The 18,722-nt window shown below is 57.0% G+C and carries 16 protein-coding genes and 1 pseudogene; 9 read left to right on the forward strand and 8 right to left on the reverse strand.

The genetic code is table 11. The features are described from left to right. Positions 1-12: 12 nt before the first annotated feature. Positions 13-801 carry a hydroxypyruvate isomerase gene (gene hyi, locus JYG33_RS16515; RefSeq protein WP_207873244.1) on the reverse strand — a complete coding sequence of 263 codons (789 nt, stop codon included), beginning with the start codon at positions 799-801 and terminating at the stop codon, positions 13-15. 28 nt (positions 802-829) lie between these two features. Then, positions 830-2,605 (reverse strand): glyoxylate carboligase, encoded by a 1,776-nt coding sequence (gene gcl, locus JYG33_RS16520; RefSeq protein ID WP_207873245.1) that lies wholly within the window; start codon positions 2,603-2,605, stop codon positions 830-832. Positions 2,606-2,715: 110 nt separating this feature from the next. On the opposite strand from gcl, the gene JYG33_RS16525 reads away from it, so the two are divergent. After that, positions 2,716-3,633 (forward strand): LysR family transcriptional regulator, encoded by a 918-nt coding sequence (locus tag JYG33_RS16525; RefSeq protein WP_026485032.1) that lies wholly within the window; start codon positions 2,716-2,718, stop codon positions 3,631-3,633. Positions 3,634-3,691: 58 nt separating this feature from the next. Here JYG33_RS16525 and JYG33_RS16530 read toward each other — a convergent pair whose 3' ends face one another. From JYG33_RS16530 to uraD, 6 genes are all read right to left on the reverse strand, one after another. Then, positions 3,692-4,567, reverse strand: a complete 876-nt coding sequence (locus JYG33_RS16530) for a hypothetical protein (protein WP_207873246.1) — start codon at positions 4,565-4,567, stop codon at positions 3,692-3,694. A 198-nt stretch (positions 4,568-4,765) separates the two neighbouring features. After that, positions 4,766-6,250 (reverse strand): nucleobase:cation symporter-2 family protein, encoded by a 1,485-nt coding sequence (locus JYG33_RS16535; protein WP_207873247.1) that lies wholly within the window; start codon positions 6,248-6,250, stop codon positions 4,766-4,768. A 374-nt stretch (positions 6,251-6,624) separates the two neighbouring features. Beyond that, positions 6,625-6,810, reverse strand: coding sequence for a 4-oxalocrotonate tautomerase (locus tag JYG33_RS16540; protein ID WP_153229067.1), 186 nt, complete (start codon positions 6,808-6,810; stop codon positions 6,625-6,627). A 25-nt stretch (positions 6,811-6,835) separates the two neighbouring features. Next, positions 6,836-7,627, reverse strand: a complete 792-nt coding sequence (locus JYG33_RS16545; RefSeq protein WP_207873248.1) for a class II aldolase/adducin family protein — start codon at positions 7,625-7,627, stop codon at positions 6,836-6,838. Continuing rightward, positions 7,624-8,136, reverse strand: a complete 513-nt coding sequence (locus JYG33_RS16550; RefSeq protein WP_207873249.1) for an ureidoglycolate lyase — start codon at positions 8,134-8,136, stop codon at positions 7,624-7,626. Before JYG33_RS16550 ends, JYG33_RS16545 begins: the two co-directional genes overlap by 4 nt. Before the next feature lie 147 nt (positions 8,137-8,283). Beyond that, entirely contained in the window at positions 8,284-8,814 is a 531-nt protein-coding gene (gene uraD, locus JYG33_RS16555) for a 2-oxo-4-hydroxy-4-carboxy-5-ureidoimidazoline decarboxylase (protein ID WP_207873250.1), read from the reverse strand. 289 nt (positions 8,815-9,103) lie between these two features. Between uraD and JYG33_RS16560 the strand changes: the two genes are divergently transcribed. From JYG33_RS16560 to JYG33_RS18775, 8 genes and pseudogenes are all read left to right on the forward strand, one after another. Then, positions 9,104-10,060: a LysR family transcriptional regulator gene (locus tag JYG33_RS16560; protein ID WP_207873251.1), complete on the forward strand. Its 957-nt coding sequence runs from the start codon at positions 9,104-9,106 to the stop codon at positions 10,058-10,060. A gap of 199 nt (positions 10,061-10,259) precedes the next feature. Then, positions 10,260-11,384: a glycosyltransferase gene (locus tag JYG33_RS16565; protein WP_207875905.1), complete on the forward strand. Its 1,125-nt coding sequence runs from the start codon at positions 10,260-10,262 to the stop codon at positions 11,382-11,384. A gap of 55 nt (positions 11,385-11,439) precedes the next feature. After that, positions 11,440-12,714 (forward strand): Vi polysaccharide biosynthesis UDP-N-acetylglucosamine C-6 dehydrogenase TviB, encoded by a 1,275-nt coding sequence (gene tviB / locus JYG33_RS16570; protein WP_279382254.1) that lies wholly within the window; start codon positions 11,440-11,442, stop codon positions 12,712-12,714. 14 nt (positions 12,715-12,728) lie between these two features. Then, on the forward strand, positions 12,729-13,754 hold the full coding sequence (locus tag JYG33_RS16575) for an SDR family oxidoreductase (protein WP_207873253.1): 1,026 nt from the start codon (positions 12,729-12,731) through the stop codon (positions 13,752-13,754). Further along, complete coding sequence (locus JYG33_RS16580; protein ID WP_207873254.1) at positions 13,751-15,112, forward strand: lipid II flippase MurJ; 1,362 nt, start codon at positions 13,751-13,753, stop codon at positions 15,110-15,112. Before JYG33_RS16575 ends, JYG33_RS16580 begins: the two co-directional genes overlap by 4 nt. A 39-nt stretch (positions 15,113-15,151) precedes the next feature. Then, a complete protein-coding gene (locus tag JYG33_RS16585) occupies positions 15,152-16,261 on the forward strand; it encodes a glycosyltransferase family 4 protein (protein WP_207875907.1) in 1,110 nt (369 codons plus the stop codon). Between the two features lie 63 nt (positions 16,262-16,324). Continuing rightward, positions 16,325-17,452 carry a glycosyltransferase family 4 protein gene (locus JYG33_RS16590; RefSeq protein WP_207873255.1) on the forward strand — a complete coding sequence of 376 codons (1,128 nt, stop codon included), beginning with the start codon at positions 16,325-16,327 and terminating at the stop codon, positions 17,450-17,452. Then, positions 17,449-18,471 (forward strand): annotated as a pseudogene (locus JYG33_RS18775) (glycosyltransferase); the annotation flags it as partial. The gene JYG33_RS16590 and the pseudogene JYG33_RS18775, both read left to right, overlap by 4 nt. Between the last annotated feature and the right edge of the window lie 251 nt (positions 18,472-18,722).

The raw sequence follows: 18,722 nt of genomic DNA on the forward strand, positions 1-18,722 counted from the left end.
ATGTCCGGACGATCAGGCCGTGACTTCTGTTAATTCAGTCATCCAGCCCAGACCGTCCTTGGTCACGCCAGCGGGTTTGTACTCGCCGCCGATCCAGCCCTGGTAACCCAGGCTGTCGATGTACTTGAACAGCCAGGCGTAGTTGATCTCGCCTGTGCCCGGTTCGTTGCGACCTGGGTTATCTGCGATCTGGATGTGTGCAATCTTGTCCAGGTGCTTTTTCATGGTGGCAGCCAGCTCGCCTTCCATGCGCTGAGCGTGGTAGACGTCGTACTGGATGAACAGATTGTCCGAACCCACGTCCTGCAACAGAGCCGCGGCCTGTTCGGTGCGGTTCAGGTAGAAACCTGGAATGTCGAAGGTGTTGATGGGTTCAACCAGCAGGCGCAGGCCAGCGTCTTTCAGCTTGGCGGCAGCAAACTGCAGATTGCTGACCAAGGTCTTGTGAGCCAGTTCGCGGTCTGCGCCTTGGGCCAGCTTGCCAGCCAGGCAATTGACTTGCTTGCAGCCCAGCGCGGTGGCGTATTCGATGGCACGGCCTACGCCGTCCTGGAATTCACCCACGCGCTCGGGCAGGATTGCAATGCCGCGCTCGCCGCCGTCCCAGTCGCCCGCAGGCAGGTTATGCAACACTTGGGTCAAACCGTGTTGTTGCAGTTTGTCAGCCAGTTGCTGTTTGTCGTAGGCGTAGGGGAACAGGTATTCCACTCCCTTGAAACCGGCGTCGGCCGCTGCCTGGAAACGATCCAGGAAGTCGTGCTCGTTAAACAGCATGGTCAGGTTGGCGGCAAATTTTGGCATAGTGCTACTCCGTTTTTTAAATCAGCAATCAGTCCATCAGCGAGATGGCGGTGGGGGCGTCAATACCCGCTTCGGCCAGGGACTCGAATTCCGTCACATTGTGCAGTTCGGTGCCCATGGCAATGTTGGTGACGCGCTCCAGGATCAGTTCGATCACAACCGGCACGCTGAACTCTTTCATCCATGCACGAGCCTGTTCAATGGCGGCCTGGATGTCTTCAGGTTTGTGTACGCGGATCGCTTTGCAACCCAGGCCCTCAACCACGGTGACGTGATCCACGCCATAGCCTTCGGTTTCAGGGGCATTGATGTTGTCAAAGGCCAGTTGGACACAATAGTCCATCTCGAAGCCGCGCTGCGCCTGACGGATCAGACCCAGGTAGGCGTTGTTGACCAGAATATGGATGTAAGGCAGCTTGAACTGGGCGCCTACAGCCAACTCTTCAATCATGAACTGGAAGTCGTAGTCGCCGGAAATGGCCACCACTTCACGGCCTGGCTCAGCGGCAACCACACCCAGAGCAGCGGGAATGGTCCAGCCCAATGGGCCTGCCTGACCGCAGTTGATCCAGTGACGTGGCTTGTACACGTGCAGGAACTGGGCGGCCGCAATCTGCGACAGACCAATAGTGCTGACGTAGGTGGTCGAAGGGCCAAAGGCGCGGTTCATTTCTTCGTATACGCGCTGAGGCTTCAAAGGCACGTTGTCGAAGTTGGTCTTGCGTTGCAAAGTGGCTTTGCGTTTCTGGCAGTCGGCTACCCAGGCGGCGCGATCGCTCAGCTTGCCAGCGGCTTTGTATTCTTTGGCGACTTCAATGAACAGTTTCAGTGCAGCGCCTGCGTCCGAAGCGATACCCAGATCAGGGCCGAAAACGCGACCAATCTGTGTGGGCTCGATGTCCACGTGCACGAATTTGCGGCCTTCGGTGTAGACGTCTACGGAACCGGTGTGGCGGTTGGCCCAGCGGTTACCGATACCGAATACGAAATCCGATGCCAGCAAGGTCTGGTTGCCGTAACGGTGCGAAGTTTGCAGACCGACCATACCCGCCATCAATGGGTGATCGTCCGGCACGGTGCCCCAGCCCATCAGGGTTGGGATGACAGGTACGTTGACCAGTTCAGCAAATTCTTGCAGCAGGGCAGCGGCGTCAGCGTTGATCACGCCACCACCGGAGACGATCAGTGGACGCTCGGAAGCGTTCAGCAGTTCGATGGCTTTTTCAGCCTGGGCGCGGGTGGCGGTCGGCTTGTACGCTTCCAGTGGCGAGTAGGTGTCCAGATCGAATTCGATCTCGGCCATCTGCACGTCGATAGGCATATCGATCAGCACAGGGCCAGGACGGCCGGAGCGCATGATGTGGAAGGCTTGCTGGAACACGCGTGGGATCAGGTCTGGCTCGCGTACGGTCACGGCCCACTTGGTCACAGGCTTGGCAATGGATTCGATATCCACGGCCTGGAAGTCTTCTTTGTACAGGCGCGAACGGGGAGCCTGGCCGGTAATGCACAGGATTGGGATCGAGTCAGCCGATGCGGAGTACAGGCCGGTGATCATGTCTGTGCCAGCGGGGCCGGAAGTACCGATACATACGCCGATATTGCCGGGATTGGCACGAGTAAAACCTTCGGCCATGTGGGAAGCGCCTTCCACGTGGCGGGCGAGAATGTGATCAAAGCCACCTTCTTTGCGCAGTGCGGAGTAGAAGGGGTTGATGGCGGCGCCGGGCACGCCAAATACGGTGCTCACGCCTTCTTTACGTAAAATTGCGGCGGCGGCGTCCACTGCTCTCATTCGAGCCATTGATATCTCCTAGATCATCGTTTGACGAAATTCACAACTCGATAATAAGGAGTGATGGACCTGCCTAGAAATGGTGGTACGATTGTTTCTATCGATACTTGGAGTATTGAATGAGCCGTTATACCGAAATTAGAAGTTTTGCACTGGTCGCTGAAAAAGGCAGTTTTGCAGCCGCTTCCGTGATCGAAGGCGTCACCCCCGTGGTCATGGGCCGCCGCCTGGATGCGCTTGAGCAGCGCCTGGGTGTGCGCCTGATGCACCGGTCTACCCGTGGGCTCACGCTGACGGATCTGGGCGAGCAGTTTCTGGAGCAGTGCAAACAAATTCTGAAGGACTTTGAAGAGGCCGAAGCCAGTATCAGCGCCCAGCGCAAAGTAGTGCGTGGGCACTTGGTGGTATCGGCCCCAGCGGCTTTTGGGCGTCGCCATGTGGCGCCCCATGCCTTGTCCTTCAAAAAGCGTTATCCCGAGCTGAAGCTGTCTTTTAACTTTACGGACAGCGTGGTGGATCTGGTGCGTGAAGGCTACGACATGGCCTTGCGGATTGGTGAGGTCACTGACCCCAACTATGTGGCGGTGCGTCTGTATCCGAACCGGCGCGTGGTGTGTGGCACACCCGAGTATTTTGAGCGTCACGGTGTGCCGCGTGTACCGGAAGATCTGGCTCGTCATAACTGCCTGGCCTTTAACCTGCAAGGCGGGCAGCAACGCGGCTGGACCTTCTTGCGGGATGGTCGACCTTTGGCGGTGCGGGTTGATGGCGATCTGGATTGCAATGACGGTGAACTGCTCTTCAATTGGGTCAAGCAAGGTTGGGGTATAGGCTGGCGCTCCACCTGGGAAATTCAGCCAGAGCTCAAGCGGGGCGAGCTAGTGACGGTGCTGAACGAGTTCGAGATTCCCAGCTACGATATTCAGGCGGTGTATCAGCAGCAGCGCTATTTGCCTGCGAAAGTGCGACGCTTTATCGACTATTTGCGAGCCATCTACAACACGCCCGGTTATTGGGATGGCGAGGTGCAGTTCTAGGCTTCCAAAACAAAAAAAAACCGCTTCGAGAAGCGGTTTTTTTTATGCTGTGCAGGGCTTAGAAGTGCCATTCCACCTGGACGGTGGGGGCGCTGGTTTTAATGCCTGGTTTCAGGTTGCCGTTCGCCATGTAACGGTTGCCGAACTTGTTGTACCAGTACTCGTAGCCAATCCCGACCCACAGCGTGTTTTTCTTGTCGAAAGCGACTTTACCCACGTCAGCCATCAGGGAGGTACGGACCAGCACTTCAGACTTGGTGCTGATACCGGCGTAGTCGTCACCCTTTGGGCCCGCGTAGTTGGCAAAGCCCTGGAACTTCAGCGGGACCGAACCCACATCGAAGGGCAGATTCCAGTTCAGGCTAGCCAGAAACTGGGTATGAAAAGAGCTGCGGCTATCGGGGCAAGCAGGGGCACCCAGACCGCAGTGGTTCCACTCTTTACCTACCATCAGGCTCAGGTCCACAAAGCCTCGGGGCACATCAAACTTGAAGGTTGGGCCCAGCACCAGCAGGCGTTTGCGCGGTGCAAAGGCGGTGTTTTTGGTGTTCAGATCAAAGCCCGCCGTAATCGCTACATCTTTCACGGGACCAAAGCTGATGTCCTTGTCGAACACCTTGCCCATGGAGAGCTGGTGGCGGTAGGTCGCGTAGAACTCGGTGGCGCCATTGCTGCCGTTGCCGCTGGAAGGATCGTAGCGGTCCGACTGCAGAATATCCAGGTTAAAGAAGTTCTGACCCAGGCTGTAGCCGTTGACGTGTGTCAGGCTCAGGATGTGCTTCTGGATTGTCCGGTCATTCATGGGCTCGGTGTATTGCGTGCTGAAGCGGTAACCCAGGAAGGTGTCGCTCCAGTCAGCGGCCAGAGCCGGGGTGGACAGGATAGGGGCAGCCAGCAGGGCACATGCCCAGCGTGCAGGGTGTAGGTGTTTCATGGTGTCTCCTCTTTGTTTGAGCGCAAACAGGTCCTTGGGATCTGATGTCCCTTACGGCCTGCGGCTTTGGTTTTCTTTGAGTGGGTGTTACTGGCCTTACTTAGATTAATTATGGACAGTCGATACTTTTTTATGGGTACTGCAGAAATTTGAATAGCCGCCCGGTTTCATGCTTGGGCGGCTATTCAAAAGGGGGACTTAGCCGTTTTGTGAGGCTAGTTGATTGCTGTTTTCTTCAGCCGCTTTTTGAGCGTTGGCCTGTTTGCGAGCCTGAGTGGCTGCAGACGATTCGACGGTGTGGCCTTGGTCGGCATATTTTTCAATGCCGTTGAAAAACAGGTTCAGCACGATGGCAGATACGGCAGCCAACAAGATTCCGCTATGCAGCAAGGGAGCCAGGGCAGGGGGCATCTTGTCCAGCAGGTGCTCGGCAACCAGGGGAATCATGCCAAAGCCCAGGCTGATCGCCACGATGTAGGGGTTGTAGGGGTTGCGGTTCAGATTGGCAGACATCAGGATCTTGATGCCGGTGGCGCCCACCATGCCAAACATCACAATGCCAGCCCCACCCAATACATAGTTGGGAATCGAGGCGACGACGAAAGCCATCTTGGGGAACAGGCCCAGCATGATCAGGAAAGCACCGCCCATCACACATACCCAGCGGCTGCGTACGCCGGTCACGCTGACCAGGCCTACGTTTTGCGAGAAAGAACTGTGCGGGAAGGTGTTCATGATGCCGCCCACCAGTGTGCCCAGACCGTCGGTACGCAGACCACGGACCAATGCTTCACGGTCGGTAGGGCGTCCACAGATGGAACCCAGTGCCAGGAACATGCCCAGAGACTCAACCATGATCACAACCATGATCAGGGACAGCACGGCAGCCGCACCCAGCAAGGCCCAGCTAAAGGTCGGTACACCAAAGTGAAACGGAGTCACGATGGCGAACCAACTGGTCTGGTCCAGACCTTCAAAGCTGATGCGGCCCATGGCCAGGGAGACGAAAAAGCCAACCAGCAAGCCAATCAGGACGGCTACGTTAGCCAGAAAGCCGCGAGCAAATTTGGTGATCAGCAGGATAACGGTCAGCACCATCAAGGCAATAGCCAGGTTTTCCAGCGAACCGTAATCCGGGTTGGGCATGGACAGGCCGGTCGCAGGATCGGTGATCGTGGGGGCTCCACCGCCAATCCAGTTCAGACCCACGCGCATCAAGGTCACACCAATCACGGTGATGATGATGCCGGTCACAACCGGGGGAAACAGGCCCATCAGGCGACTGAATACCGGCGCAATCAGAATACTGAAGATACCGGCCAGGATGGTGGCACCGAAAATGCCGGGTAGACCCAGTTGCGGGTCCAGGCCGATGGCAACCATCGGGCTGACGGCTGCAAAGGATACGCCCATCATGACAGGCAGTTTGATGCCGAAGATACCGGCGCCGCGAGCTTGAATAATCGTGATCAGGCCACAGCACAACAGGTCGGCGTTAATCAGGAATGCAATCTGCTCTTTGGTCAGGCCCAGGGCCTCGCCAATGATCAGGGGGACAGCGACTGCGCCCGCGTACATCACCATGACGTGCTGCAAACCAAGGGTTGCCAGGCGTCCCGTTGGTAGGCGTTCGTCCACTCCGTCACAATCAGCCGGTGTGGACACTTCTGGGTTGGCGGACATCAGGGTCTCCTTATTAATACGTTATGCGCAGCCGATGCCTGGGCCGCGTAAGCATAAAGTTATCGGATGGGCAGTATCACTGGAAGGCAGTACGACTTGATAAGTAGAATACGGAAAAGCGTATGGCAGGCCGCTCTCCACAGGAGGGAAGGATATAAGCCCGGTAGATAGGGGCTGTGTTCAGGCAGAGCGCTAGCAGATTCCTGCTTTTTTCATGCGTTTTGCAGCGCTAGGGGTATTGCCCACCTAGTCCAGCATAAAAAACTATGTTACTAGCTTCCAAACTACTGTTTTATTGCAGGGATTGAGGTGGCTTAAGGTATTGAAAGATATAAAAAAAGCGGCATTCAAGCCGCTTTTTTTGAGGGTCCTGTTTATTTGTCCGACCACAGGACACCGGCTGTCGCCCAGTCCTCGCGTTTGACGTCGGTAAAGATCACATCGACGGCATCCGGGGTACAGCCCAGGACGCGACAGGCTTCTTTAGTCAGGGCCTGGGCGAGTTCGCGCTTGATCTCCACGGGACGGCCGTCGAATAGTTGTACGTTAATAGAAGGCATAAAAGCTCCGTAGGGGGAAAGGGTGTTAGCGGCAAAAATCCGGCTCGCTCTGATAGAGCTTGCGTAGCAAGGCTGGCCATTCTAACAAGCCCTCTGGCTCGTCCCCAGGCAAAAGCTGGCGATGTGTCAAATCCAGCACGTCCTCAGGGGGCAGATGCAGTTGTGGGCTGGCCGCCATGGCCGAGAGCTGAATGCGGCAGGCGCGTTCCAGGGCATCCATCAATACATACGCTTCCGCGACCGTGCGTCCACAGGTCAGAGCGCCGTGATTACGCAAGAGCAGGGCGGGATAGGAGCCTAATTGCTGCAACAGGGCTTCTTGTTCCTGGGGCGGGAAGGCCAGACCGGCATAGTCGTGGTAGCCAATGTCCCGCCAGAAGCGCATGGCATGTTGAGACAGAGGCAGCAGTCCACAGGATAGGGCCGAGACCGCAATCGAGGCGTCGGTATGCAGGTGAATGACGCAGTGGGCATCGTCACGGGCGCGGTGTACGGCACCGTGAATGGCAAAACCGCTAGGATTGGCACGGCGTCCTGTGCCGTCCACGACCTGACCCTGGGTATCAATCAAGAGCAGATTGGAGGCGCAGATTTCATCAAAGCGCAGGCCGAAGGGATTGATCAGGAAAGTGTCATCGTGGCCGGGCAGGCGCAGGGAGATATGCGTATAGATAATATCGTCCCAGCCCTGGCGGGCCGCCAAACGGTAGGCGGCAGCCAGATTGACGCGGGCGAGCCAGTGTTCGGGGTCTATATCGGCCGGACGGTGGGTATAAATGGCCTCGATGTCCGGCGTGATGGGACAGGACTGGCTCACGCTGTGGTGGTTTCCAGTTCAGCGATGATGGCTTTTTCTTCCAGTTGAATCACGTCGCAGTTGTCACCGGGGCCTTTACGGTCGATCACGATGAAGTCAGCCACTTGATTCAAGGCCATCAGGGGGTGATGCCAGACGCCGGTTGCGTAGTTCACGCCCTGGTCTCCACGGGCCAGGAACAGGCGCAGATCCGCCGCTTTGGGTGTGGGGCCTGCGGGGGCCACGATTACCAGGTAAGGCTGGCCGGACTGGGGAATGAAGGCCTGGCTACCTTTGGGGTGGCGTTCCATCATTTCCACGGTGAAGGGCAGGGTGCGCGGCTGACCACGGAAAATGGACACGATCGCATGACCGTCTGCGCCGGGCTCGATCTTGGCCAGGTCGTGGTAGCGCTCGGTATTGCCTTCGTTAATCGTGAAGTGTTGAACCGTGTCGGAAGCCTCAATAACGTCACCATAGGGGGTGAAGGCTTCGGCGTTCAGGGTTTCCAGTTTCAATGTGATTGTCATGACAGATCCTTTATTAGGCAGAACGGCGTGGGGCTGGATGCAGCCGCACCACGTACAGTCAGAGGAAACAAGGGGTAGCGTGCCCGTGAGCTTGCGCTACCCCGTGAACCGCAGGGATCAAGGATTTGATCCGGCATGCAGCAAAAATCAACCCAGCAGGGCGTCCAGACGGAAACGGGCAATTTTGCCGATTTGGGTCAGGCAGGCCTGGAATTCGGTTTCAGCGCTATTGTTCAGGCGAGCTTCTACTGTATCCATGATTTGGTAACGGCTCAAACCCTTGACGGCAATCACGAAGGGAAAACCGAAGCGTTCACGGTATTGGGCGTTCAAGCCACGCAGACGAGCCAGCTCTTCGGCCGAGCACTGATCCAGGCCAGCGCCCCGTTGTTCGCCCGTCGATGCGGTGGTCAGCGTTCCTTGCTCGGCTTCTTTCCCCGCCAGTTCGGGGTGAGCACAGATCAGGTTCTTTTGCTCTTCGTACGATGCGTCCTGGACCACTTGCACCATGCAGGCGTGCAGTTGATCCACGCTTTCAAACGGACGCTGGTGCCAGCTACGCTCAGGGACCCAGGGGGAGTGTTCAAAAATACCTTCGAGCTTGTCCACGAATTGGCTCTGGTCCAGGCTGGAGAGTTCGGTCAGCGCCTGTGTGGTGGTAAGGGTTTGAGTAGTCATGTGTCAGTCCGATTATCTAAGCGTAAATAGTGCGAGCCGAGGCGGCTCCAGGGGCAAGCCTGGGGGCCGTTTTATCAAGGGTAGTGGGTGGGCGTTTACACGGTCTGTTTGATTTATTCAAACCCTTATAAACCACCGCCTGTGGGCTATGATTTTCTTATATGGGACCAGTTTAAGTTTTCTGTTTATAAATAAAATAGAATTAGGCGTATAAATGATATATGCCATCTCGTATTGTGCATGTGTGTCATTATCATGCTGGAAAAAAGCGTAAGAAGGAGAGAATAAGATGGCCGCCCGACGTGGGGATAACCCGCTTGATACCTATCTTCTGAGGGTATTTTGCTTACTCGTTACCGAGCGCAGTGTCTCGCGTACCGCGTTCAAAATGAACCAGTCGCAGCCTGCTATCAGTGCGGCCTTACGACGCTTGCGTGACATTATTGGCGATCCCTTGCTGGTTCGGGAGAAGGGCGGCATGGTGCCGACCGAGCGCGCCATTGGCCTGCTGGCTCACGCCAAAGGAGCCCTGGCCGAGATCGACTGTATGGTTAATGCCCCCGACAGTTTCGACCCCCAGGTCAGCCGTAGTGAATTCCATATTGGTGCGCCGGACTATCTGGCGCCTGTGTTTATTGGTGGAGTGGTCGAGCGCATGCGTCGCGAGGCACCCGGTGCCCGCCTGAACCTGCATTCGCTGGACGCCAGCTTTGATTTCGAGCGTTCTTTGGCCGAAGGCGATCTGGATATGGTGATCGGCAACTGGCCCGAGCCGCCGGATCGCATGCACTTGTCGGTACTGCTGGAAGATCAGATTGTCTGCCTGGTGGCGGCCACGCATCCGCTGGCCCGTAAAGGGCTGACGATGGATGACTATATACGTGCGCGCCACGTGGTGCCCATGCCGTATTCCATCAATCAGCGCGGTGTTATTGATACCACCCTGGCAACCTTGCGCATCCAGCGTGATGAGAGCGTGGCCGTGCAGTCTTTTTCTGCCGCTCCTTATTTGCTACAGAATACAGACCTGATTTTTACGACTTCGCGTCACTTTGCCGAGTTTTATTGCCGTTTATTACCTCTGGCGATTTTGGAAGCGCCGCTGGAGTTTCCGCCCATGCGCTTTTATCAACTCTGGCATGAACGTAACCGGCATTCGCCCAGCCATCGCTGGTTACGGCGTCTCCTGACCGAATGCGGTAACCAGTTAGCCTCGACCGAACCCCTGCCACAACCCGACGCCTGAGCCCCAATCCCGCAAAATACTTGCTTTCGGGCTCGCGCTCGGGCAAATTAGCGAGCTACTCCTGTCTACACGAAAGTGATACGGAACTTGACGAAAATTGTTGCATTTAAAGCGACTAGTCACGGACACAAGCCGGAAGGCAGGTTGATAATAAGTAGTTCCTAACCTTGCAGGGTGTTTCGCGGTGTCTTTACCTCAGATGGGGGAGTCCTTTACCTGGTTGTATATCTGTGTCGTGGCTTTTATGGTCGGCGGGCTTATTGTGGCTTCCGAACGTTGGCACGGCCGCTTAACCGGGGACAGTGATCTCAGTAAACCTCAAGCGTCCCATTCCCGGCCTACCCCTCGTGTGGGTGGCCTGGCGGTGGTGGCAGGCAGTTTGGCTGGTTTGCTGGTGTTGGGCCCCAGCAATATGACGCTGACTTGGCTGTGGCCGGTCTTGTTTCTGGCGGCGATGCCCGTGTTTGTCGCGGGTCTGGTCGAGGACATCACCAAGGATGTGGGTTCCTTGAAACGCTTGCTGGCCGCTTTCTTGTCGGCTGCTATCGCCTGGTGGTTGCTGGGTGGCGTGTCTCGCGTTGGCGTAAGCTGGGCCGACTGGATTCTGGGTTTCTGGCCCATTTCGCTGCTCTTTACCATGATTGCCGTGGGCGGCTGTACCCATGCTCTTAATATTATTGATGGCATGAATGGCCTGGCAGGCATGATCGCCACCTTGATGGCTCTGTCGCTGGCGCTGGTCGCCTTGCAGGTGCAGGACATCCCGATTTTCCTGATTGCCGCCTCGCTGGCCTCGGCCACCCTGGGTTTTCTGGTGTGGAACTTCCCCTTTGGACGAGTTTTTCTAGGGGATGGCGGCGCGTATTTCCTGGGCTTCATGCTGGCTGAGCTGGCCGTGCAGTTGGTGGTGCGTAACCCCAGCGTCTCGCCCTTTTACGCCTTGGCCGTGCTGTTTTACCCGGTTTTTGAAACCCTGTTTTCGATCTGGCGCCGTCGTTTCAAACGGGGTGTGCCCGTGGACCAGCCTGACGCGCTGCATTTGCACCAACTGGTGTTTCGCCGTCTGGTGCGTTCCACGTTCAGTCGTGACAGTAGTGGGGCCTTGCCCGCGTTTTGTAATGCCATGACCTCGCCTTACCTGTGGGTTCTGGCTTTGATCGGTTTGGTTCCGGCCACGATCTGGTGGGACAATACCTGGGCCCTGTGCGCCAGCATGCTGGTCTTCTCACTGGTATATATCTGGCTCTATTCCCGCCTGGTGTCGTGGCGTCGTCCTTCCTGGTTGCTGCTACCCTCGGTACGGCGGCGAGTAGACCGGGACTGATACTGTTCGGCGTTCAAGATTATTCCTTGCGCATAGCGCTAACTGGAGAATGAAGTTGCAACTTGAGAATGTGAAACTGGCCGTCATCGGCTTGGGATATGTCGGTTTGCCTTTGGCAGTGGAGTTTGGCAAAAAGCGATCCGTTATTGGTTTTGACATTAACGCGCGTCGTGTCGCCGAACTCAAGGAAGGGGTGGATCGTACCTTGGAGGTCGACAGCGCGGAACTGGCTCAAGCCAGTGGCTTGAGCTACTCCTGCGAAGCCGATGAACTGGCCCAGGCCAATGTCTTCATCGTGACTGTGCCTACGCCGATTGATGAATTCAAACAGCCCGATCTGACCCCGCTGGTACGTGCCTCTGAAACCATCGGTAAGGTGCTCAAGCGCGGCGACATCGTGATTTACGAATCCACGGTTTACCCAGGTGCCACCGAAGAAGTGTGTGTGCCCGTGCTGGAGCAAGTGTCGGGTCTGCGCTTTAACGAAGATTTTTACGCGGGCTACAGCCCGGAGCGTATCAATCCAGGTGATAAAGAGCACCGTGTCTCCACGATCAAGAAAGTGACATCGGGCTCGACGCCAGAAGTTGCTGAATTGGTGGACTCCTTGTACCGCGAAATCATCGTGGTAGGCACTTTTAAAGCCAGCTCCATTCGCGTGGCTGAAGCGGCGAAGGTGATTGAAAACACGCAGCGCGACGTGAATATCGCCTTGATCAACGAACTGGCCCTGATCTTCAACCGCCTGGGTATTGATACCCTGGACGTGCTGGAGGCTGCGGGCACCAAGTGGAACTTCCTGCCTTTCCGTCCCGGTCTGGTTGGCGGTCACTGCATTGGCGTGGACCCCTACTACCTGACGCACAAAGCACAGGCTATTGGCTACCACCCCGAAATCATTCTGGCGGGCCGTCGTCTGAACGACTCTATGGGTGGCTATGTGGCTTCCCAGTTGGTCAAGGCCATGACCAAACGTCGTATCCAGGTGCAAGGCGCCCGTGTGCTGTTGCTGGGTCTGGCCTTTAAAGAAAACTGCCCGGATCTGCGTAACACCCGCATTGTCGATATCGTGCACGAGCTGAAGCAGTACGACGTGCATGTGGACGTGTATGACCCTTGGGTTGATCCTAAAGAAGCCGAGCACGAATACGGTATTACCCCTGTCGAAACCCCTAAAGCGGGCGAGTACGACGGTGTGATCGTGGCCGTGGCCCACAAGCAGTTCAAGGAACTGGGCGTGGAAGGCGTACGTCAATGGGGCAAGCCCGAGCATGTGCTCTACGACTTGAAGTATGTGTTTGATCGCGAACAGTCCGATCTGCGTCTTTAATTTTGGAAAGCATCATGAGCTCTGCATTTGAACAGGCGAGCCAGCAACTGCGTAACCAGCCTAAAACCTGGCTGGTTACGGGTTGCGCTGGCTTTATTGGTTCCAACCTTCTGGAAGCCCTGCTGAGGCTGGATCAGCAGGTGGTGGGTCTGGATAACTTTGCAACCGGTCATCAATACAATCTGGACGAAGTCCGTGATCAGGTGGGTGCCGAGCGTTGGGCGCGTTTCCGCTTCATTGAAGGGGATATCCGCAATCTGGAAACCTGTCGCGAGGCCGTCAAGGGTGTGGGCTATGTCCTGCACCAGGCGGCTTTGGGCTCGGTACCTCGTTCCTTGGACGATCCGTTGACGTCTAATGACGTCAACGTGACCGGTGCTCTGAATATGATGGTGGCGGCGCGTGATGAACAGGTGAAGGCCTTTGTTTATGCCGCTTCCAGCTCTACTTATGGGGACCATCCCGGTCTACCTAAAGTGGAAGATGCGATTGGCCGCCCGCTGTCCCCATATGCGGTGACCAAGTTCGTGAACGAGCTGTATGCGGACGTATTCGCCCGCGCTTACGGTTTCTCCAGCGTAGGCCTGCGTTACTTCAACGTATTTGGCAAACGTCAGGACCCCAATGGGGCGTACGCCGCAGTAATCCCTAAATGGGTATCGGCCATGATCCAGAACCAGGATGTGCAAATCAATGGGGATGGGCAGACCAGCCGCGACTTCTGCTTTATCGAAAACGTCATTCAAATGAATATCCTGGCCGCTGTGCAGCAAAAGCCTGCTGTGGCCGAGGTTTATAACGTGGCCGTGAATGCCCGTACCAGCCTGAACGAGCTGTTCGAGCATTTGAAGCAAACCTTGAATGCCAACGGGGTGAGCTATACCAAACAGCCCATTTATGCGGACTTCCGTGCCGGTGATGTGATGCACTCGCAGGCGGATATCTCCAAAGCCCGCACACAACTGGGTTACGAGCCGACTCACACGATTTTGCAGGGCTTGAACACTGCCATGCCCTGGTACGTGGCGTTCCTGAGTTGATTTGGGCTGGCCTGAAAGCACGTCTGTCTAGTCTGCACGACGACCACCGTCGCATCGCTCTGGGAGCGATGCGGGTGGCGTTTTTTCTATTGCTGGGCAAGGCAGCGGGCGCTTTCAAAGAAATGGCCGTGGCGTATCGCTACGGCGTCAGTGATGTAGTCGATGCCTATCAGTTCACGATGGTCATGGCCAACTGGCTACCGGTGACGATCGTGGGCTCCATGTCCGTTGTGCTGATCCCCGTTCTGGTACGCCTGCATAGGCTGGAACCGGCGGCGCGCAGCCGTTTTCTGGGTGAGCTGAAAGCCTGGTGCATTGTGCTCGGTTGCGTGCTGGGTGCATTGATCTGGATTAGCTGGCCCTGGGTTCTGGAGTGGACCGGGCAAGGTTTAAGCCCTGCTGTTCATGAAATGAGTCGGGAGCTGCTGTTTGCTTTTGCGCCTGCTGCGGTTCTGACCTTGATGATCGGCCTGAGTGCGGCCCGTTTGCGAGCACATGAACGGCATATCAATACCTTGCTGGAAAGTGTCCCTGCCTTTGTCATCCTGATCTGGGTGCTGGCGGCGGGCGGAAATGCCGGTATTGGCCCCTTGTTATGGGGCACTTTGCTGGGCATGACGATTCAAGCTGTCTGGCTGATGATTCTGGCCTCGCGTGCTGATCAGATCTGGGCTCGTCCAACGGTCAGCTTGCGTGCCGAGCAGTGGCCGGATTTGCTCAAGGCGGCCACCATCATGCTGGTGGGGCAGGTAGCCATGAGTTTCGTGGGGCCCATTGACCAATATACGGCTGCCAATCTGGGCGCCAATGCCAATGCGACGCTGGGCTATGCCACTCGCTTGCTGGCTCTGGTTCTGGGGGTAGGTGCTGCCTCGGTAGGCCGTGCCGCTTTGCCAGTGCTGGCCGATATTCAAAGCCGTGGTGACAATGCCCGTGCTCGCTCCATGGCCTTGAAATGGTCGGTCATGATGGTGCTGGCTGGGGGAGTCGCCGCAGCCGTGGGAGTTTTGCTGGCTCCTTGGGGGGTTGCCCTGTTGTTTGAGCGGGGAGCCTTCACGGCGCAGGATACCGCTACCGTCGCCCAGGTTTTTAGCTGGGGCCTGGTGCAGTTGCCGTTTTATTTTGGGGTGCTGATTCTGGTGCAGTTGCTGGCCAGTCAGAATCGCTACAAGTCCATGGCGATTATTGCCGTGATCAATTTTTTGGTGAAAGCCGCTTTGAATCCAGTGTTGGCCGCACGCATGGGGCCGTCGGGCATCATGCTGGCTACCAGCCTGATGTATGCGGCGTCTTTCACTTGTTATTTCATCTTGGCCTTGAAGCCAGCCAGTGCGGTCGCGCCTGGTTCGCAGGAATAGGAAAACGTGCACAGTCATTCCACCGTTCGCCCTCATATCATGTTGCTCATCCACTCTCTGGGTGGGGGCGGGGCCGAACGTGTCGCAGTCGATCTCAGTGCCGCCTGGGTGGCGCGCGGCTATCGAGTGTCCCTGGTGACTCAGGCGGGTCGTGAAAAAGATGCGTATACCGTGGCTGAAGGGGTAGAGCGTCATGTTTTGAATACAGCGGGTAGCAGCCGTGGCCGTCTGGATGCCTTGTGGAAAAACTGGCGTCGGGTCAGCCGATTGCGCTCCTTGATGCGCAAGACCAAACCGGATGTGGTGCTGGGCATGATGACCACCTCATCGGTGTTGGCGATCTCCGCTGCCAAAGGCTTGCCGTGCAAGGTGATTGCAACCGAGCATACGCATCCTCCCTCTCAGTCCTTGTCTTCTTTCTGGCAAAAAGCCCGTCTGCGCACGTATCCTCAAGCGCATGCTGTGATCGCTCTTACAGCCGGTACGGCAGACTGGCTGCGTGAGCATGTGCCAGGCAGCCAGGTACAGGTGATTCCCAATGCCGTGCGCTGGCCTATGGACAGTGCCGAGCCTGTTGTCCCGGTGCCGGAGTTGCCAGAAGGACGTAAACGCTTGCTGGCGGTGGGGCGGCTGCACCCGGTCAAGGGTTTTGACACCCTGATCGAATCGTTTGCCATGCTATCCAATTACTTTCCCGATTGGGATCTGGTGATTCTAGGCGAGGGAGAGCAACGTGCTCTTTTGGAAGCCCGGATTGAAGAGCTGGAACTGCAAGAGCGGATTCAGCTTCCCGGCCGTGTTGGCAATATGGTGGACTGGTACGAGCAGTCTGATCTGTATGTGCTCAGTTCCCGTATGGAAGGGCTCTCCAACAGCTTGCTGGAAGCGATGGCTAGCGGTCTGACCGCTGTTGCCTTTGATTGCGATACCGGCCCACGCGAGATCATCCGCGCCAATATCGATGGTGTTCTGGTACGCCCCATCGAAGACGTAGAAGCCTTGGCCGCCCACTTATCCGACCTTATGTCCAACGACGACAAGCGCCAGCGATTGGCGCGCCGTGCTACGGATGTGCGTGACCGCTTCTCCTCGGCCCGAGTTCTGGCGCTATGGCAGCAAGTGTTGGAACAGTGCTTGCGTCGGCCTTAAAATGGCGCTTTGCTTAGTGCCAGCAGGCCCAAGCTACCCGGTCGATGAGCCCACGGAGGCCCAGTGAATATTCTGTTTTTCGTCAGCTCCCTGAATGCAGGCGGTGCCGAGCGCGTCGCCTCTACCCTGGCTAATGCCTGGGGTTTGCGGGGCGACCAGGTCACCCTGGTGCCTACTTATAGCGGGGGCGGCAGCGCTTTTTACCCTATCGACTCCAAGGTAGAGCTGGTGTGGCTGGCCCATCGCATGCGCGGTAGCTGGCTGCCTAAACCGTTAGCCAAGCTGCGCGCCATGCGCAAGCTGGTGCGTGAAAAACAGCCTGATGTCATTGTGTCTTTTCTGACCAATGTGAATATCAATGTCTTGCTGGGGTTGGGCGGTATGGGCGTCCCTATTGTGGTGGGTGAGCGTACCAACCCGGCTTTCAGCAGCAGCGCGGGTAAGGTATTGCAAAACCTGCGTCGTCGCTTGTACCCCAAGGCACAGGTGGTCACTGTGCAAACGCGAGCCAGTGTGGCGGCGTTTCAGGCCATGGTGCCGGGCATGAAACAGGTCATGGTGGTGCCCAACCCCTTGCCGCAAGCGCTGGATAATGTGCAGCGCGAAGTGCGGGTGGAAGAAAACCGCCATTGCACTTTGATGGCGATGGGCCGACTGGTGCCGTCCAAACGCTTCGATGTCTTGATTCGCGTATTTGCCAGCCTGGCTGCCGAGCATCCTGAGTGGAAACTGAAGATTTGGGGCGATGGCCCGCAACGTGCTCAATTGGTGCAGCAGATTGCCATGTCCGGTGCGGGCGACCGTATCGAACTGGCTGGTAAAACCGCCCAGCCCTGGCAGGAAATGGCGCGTTCTCACGCCTTTGTCATGACCTCGGAAGTAGAAGGTTTTCCTAATGTTCTGCTGGAAGCCATGGCGATGGGCCTGCCTGCCGTGACCGTCGATTGCCCCAGCGGTCCGCGTGAGATCAGCTCCGATGGCAAAGATGCCTTGCTGGTGCCGGTAGGGGACGAGGGTGCCTTGACCGCCGCCCTGGCCGAATTGATGGGTGATGGTGTTTTCCGGGGTGTCTTGGGTCGCCGTGCCGCTGCTGCGGTGCGTCAGCGTTATGAACTAGAACAGGTTTTGCTTAACTGGGACCAGGTCTTTCAGGCCGCCCGTGGCGGCATCGAAGAGGGAGCCAAAGCATGAGTGCATTGCAGCCAGCGTCGTTAAATCAGGACACGGACGCCGTGGACGGCAAGCCGGAGAAAACAAGCCCAGCCTTGCGGGTCGTGCATATTATTGCGGGCCTGGGGCAGGGTGGTGCAGAAACGGTCTTGTTCCGCTTGGCGACAGCGCCCGGGCAAGAGACTGAACATATTGTGATTTCGCTAGGTGGGGAAGACGTCTTTGGGCCGCAATTGCGTGCTGCAGGCATTCCCTTGTATTGCTTGAACATGCATTCGCCGCTGGGCTTTTTGAAAGGCCTGCGTGGCCTGACCCGAGTGCTGCGCGACGTGCAGCCGGATGTGGTGCAGACCTGGATGTACCACTCGGATCTGATCGGTGGCGCCGCTGCGCGGCTGGTTGGCATCCCTGCTGTTTCCTGGGGCATCCGTAACTCGGGGGCCAATCTGTATCAAGGCAGCCCCAAGGCGCGAATGGTGGCCTGGCTATGTGCTCGCTTGTCGCGTTTTATTCCCAAGCTGATCGTGTCATGCGCAGAAAACGCGGCCCGACGCCATAAGCAGTGGGGCTATCGCGCCGACATCATGAAGGTGATCCCCAATGGCTATGACCTGAGTCGTTGGCATCCCGACCCGCAGGCCCGTGAAGAAGTGCGTGAAGAATTGGGGCTGTCACTCGATACGCCTGTTATTGGTAGCGTGGCCCGCTGGAATCCGCTGAAAGATCATCCCAATTTGTTGGCTGCTTTAGCCCGTAGCCTGCACCGTCATCCCGGTTTGCGTTGCCTCTTGATTGGCGATGGCATGGACAGCAATAACGAAACTCTGATGCGCTTGCTGGATCAGCACCAACTGCGCGAAAGCGTCATCTTGATGGGCCGACGCAGCGATGTACCGCGCCTGATGAATGCCTTGGACGTACACGTCTTGTCCAGTTCCGCAGAAGGCTTTCCGAACGTGGTGTGTGAAGCCATGGCTGCCGGGGTGTCGAATGTGGTCACCGACGTAGGGGATGCAGCCCTGATTGTGGGTAATGAGGGCTGGATTGTGCCTCCCAGCAATGCGGAAGCTCTGGCTGGTGCTATTAACAGTGCGGTAGATGAGCTGGGCGCACCTTCCTGGCAAGCTCGTCATGAGCATGCGCGTGAGCGTGTTGCCCGCCTGTTCTCATTGGAAGGCATGGTCAAGAATTACACGCAGGCCTGGAAGACACTGACAGCGCAGTACCCGCCCAAGCGCAAGCGTAGTCGTCAGGCCTTGAATGTGTTGACGGATGAATCCGGCAACAAGAC

It is taken from the genome of Alcaligenes sp. SORT26 (genome assembly GCF_017377875.1).
In the GTDB taxonomy this organism is placed as follows: domain Bacteria; phylum Pseudomonadota; class Gammaproteobacteria; order Burkholderiales; family Burkholderiaceae_B; genus Alcaligenes; species Alcaligenes parafaecalis.

Excerpts from the sequence above, each read along its gene's own strand:
- hyi (WP_207873244.1), bottom strand. The coding sequence starts at position 801 with ATGCCAAAATTTGCCGCCAACCTGACCATGCTGTTTAACGAGCACGAC.
- gcl (WP_207873245.1), bottom strand. The coding sequence starts at position 2,605 with ATGGCTCGAATGAGAGCAGTGGACGCCGCCGCCGCAATTTTACGTAAA.
- JYG33_RS16525 (WP_026485032.1), top strand. The coding sequence starts at position 2,716 with ATGAGCCGTTATACCGAAATTAGAAGTTTTGCACTGGTCGCTGAAAAA.
- JYG33_RS16530 (WP_207873246.1), bottom strand. The coding sequence starts at position 4,567 with ATGAAACACCTACACCCTGCACGCTGGGCATGTGCCCTGCTGGCTGCC.
- JYG33_RS16535 (WP_207873247.1), bottom strand. The coding sequence starts at position 6,250 with ATGTCCGCCAACCCAGAAGTGTCCACACCGGCTGATTGTGACGGAGTG.
- JYG33_RS16540 (WP_153229067.1), bottom strand. The coding sequence starts at position 6,810 with ATGCCTTCTATTAACGTACAACTATTCGACGGCCGTCCCGTGGAGATC.
- JYG33_RS16550 (WP_207873249.1), bottom strand. The coding sequence starts at position 8,136 with ATGACAATCACATTGAAACTGGAAACCCTGAACGCCGAAGCCTTCACC.
- uraD (WP_207873250.1), bottom strand. The coding sequence starts at position 8,814 with ATGACTACTCAAACCCTTACCACCACACAGGCGCTGACCGAACTCTCC.
- JYG33_RS16560 (WP_207873251.1), top strand. The coding sequence starts at position 9,104 with ATGGCCGCCCGACGTGGGGATAACCCGCTTGATACCTATCTTCTGAGG.
- JYG33_RS16565 (WP_207875905.1), top strand. The coding sequence starts at position 10,260 with ATGGGGGAGTCCTTTACCTGGTTGTATATCTGTGTCGTGGCTTTTATG.
- JYG33_RS16575 (WP_207873253.1), top strand. The coding sequence starts at position 12,729 with ATGAGCTCTGCATTTGAACAGGCGAGCCAGCAACTGCGTAACCAGCCT.
- JYG33_RS16585 (WP_207875907.1), top strand. The coding sequence starts at position 15,152 with ATGTTGCTCATCCACTCTCTGGGTGGGGGCGGGGCCGAACGTGTCGCA.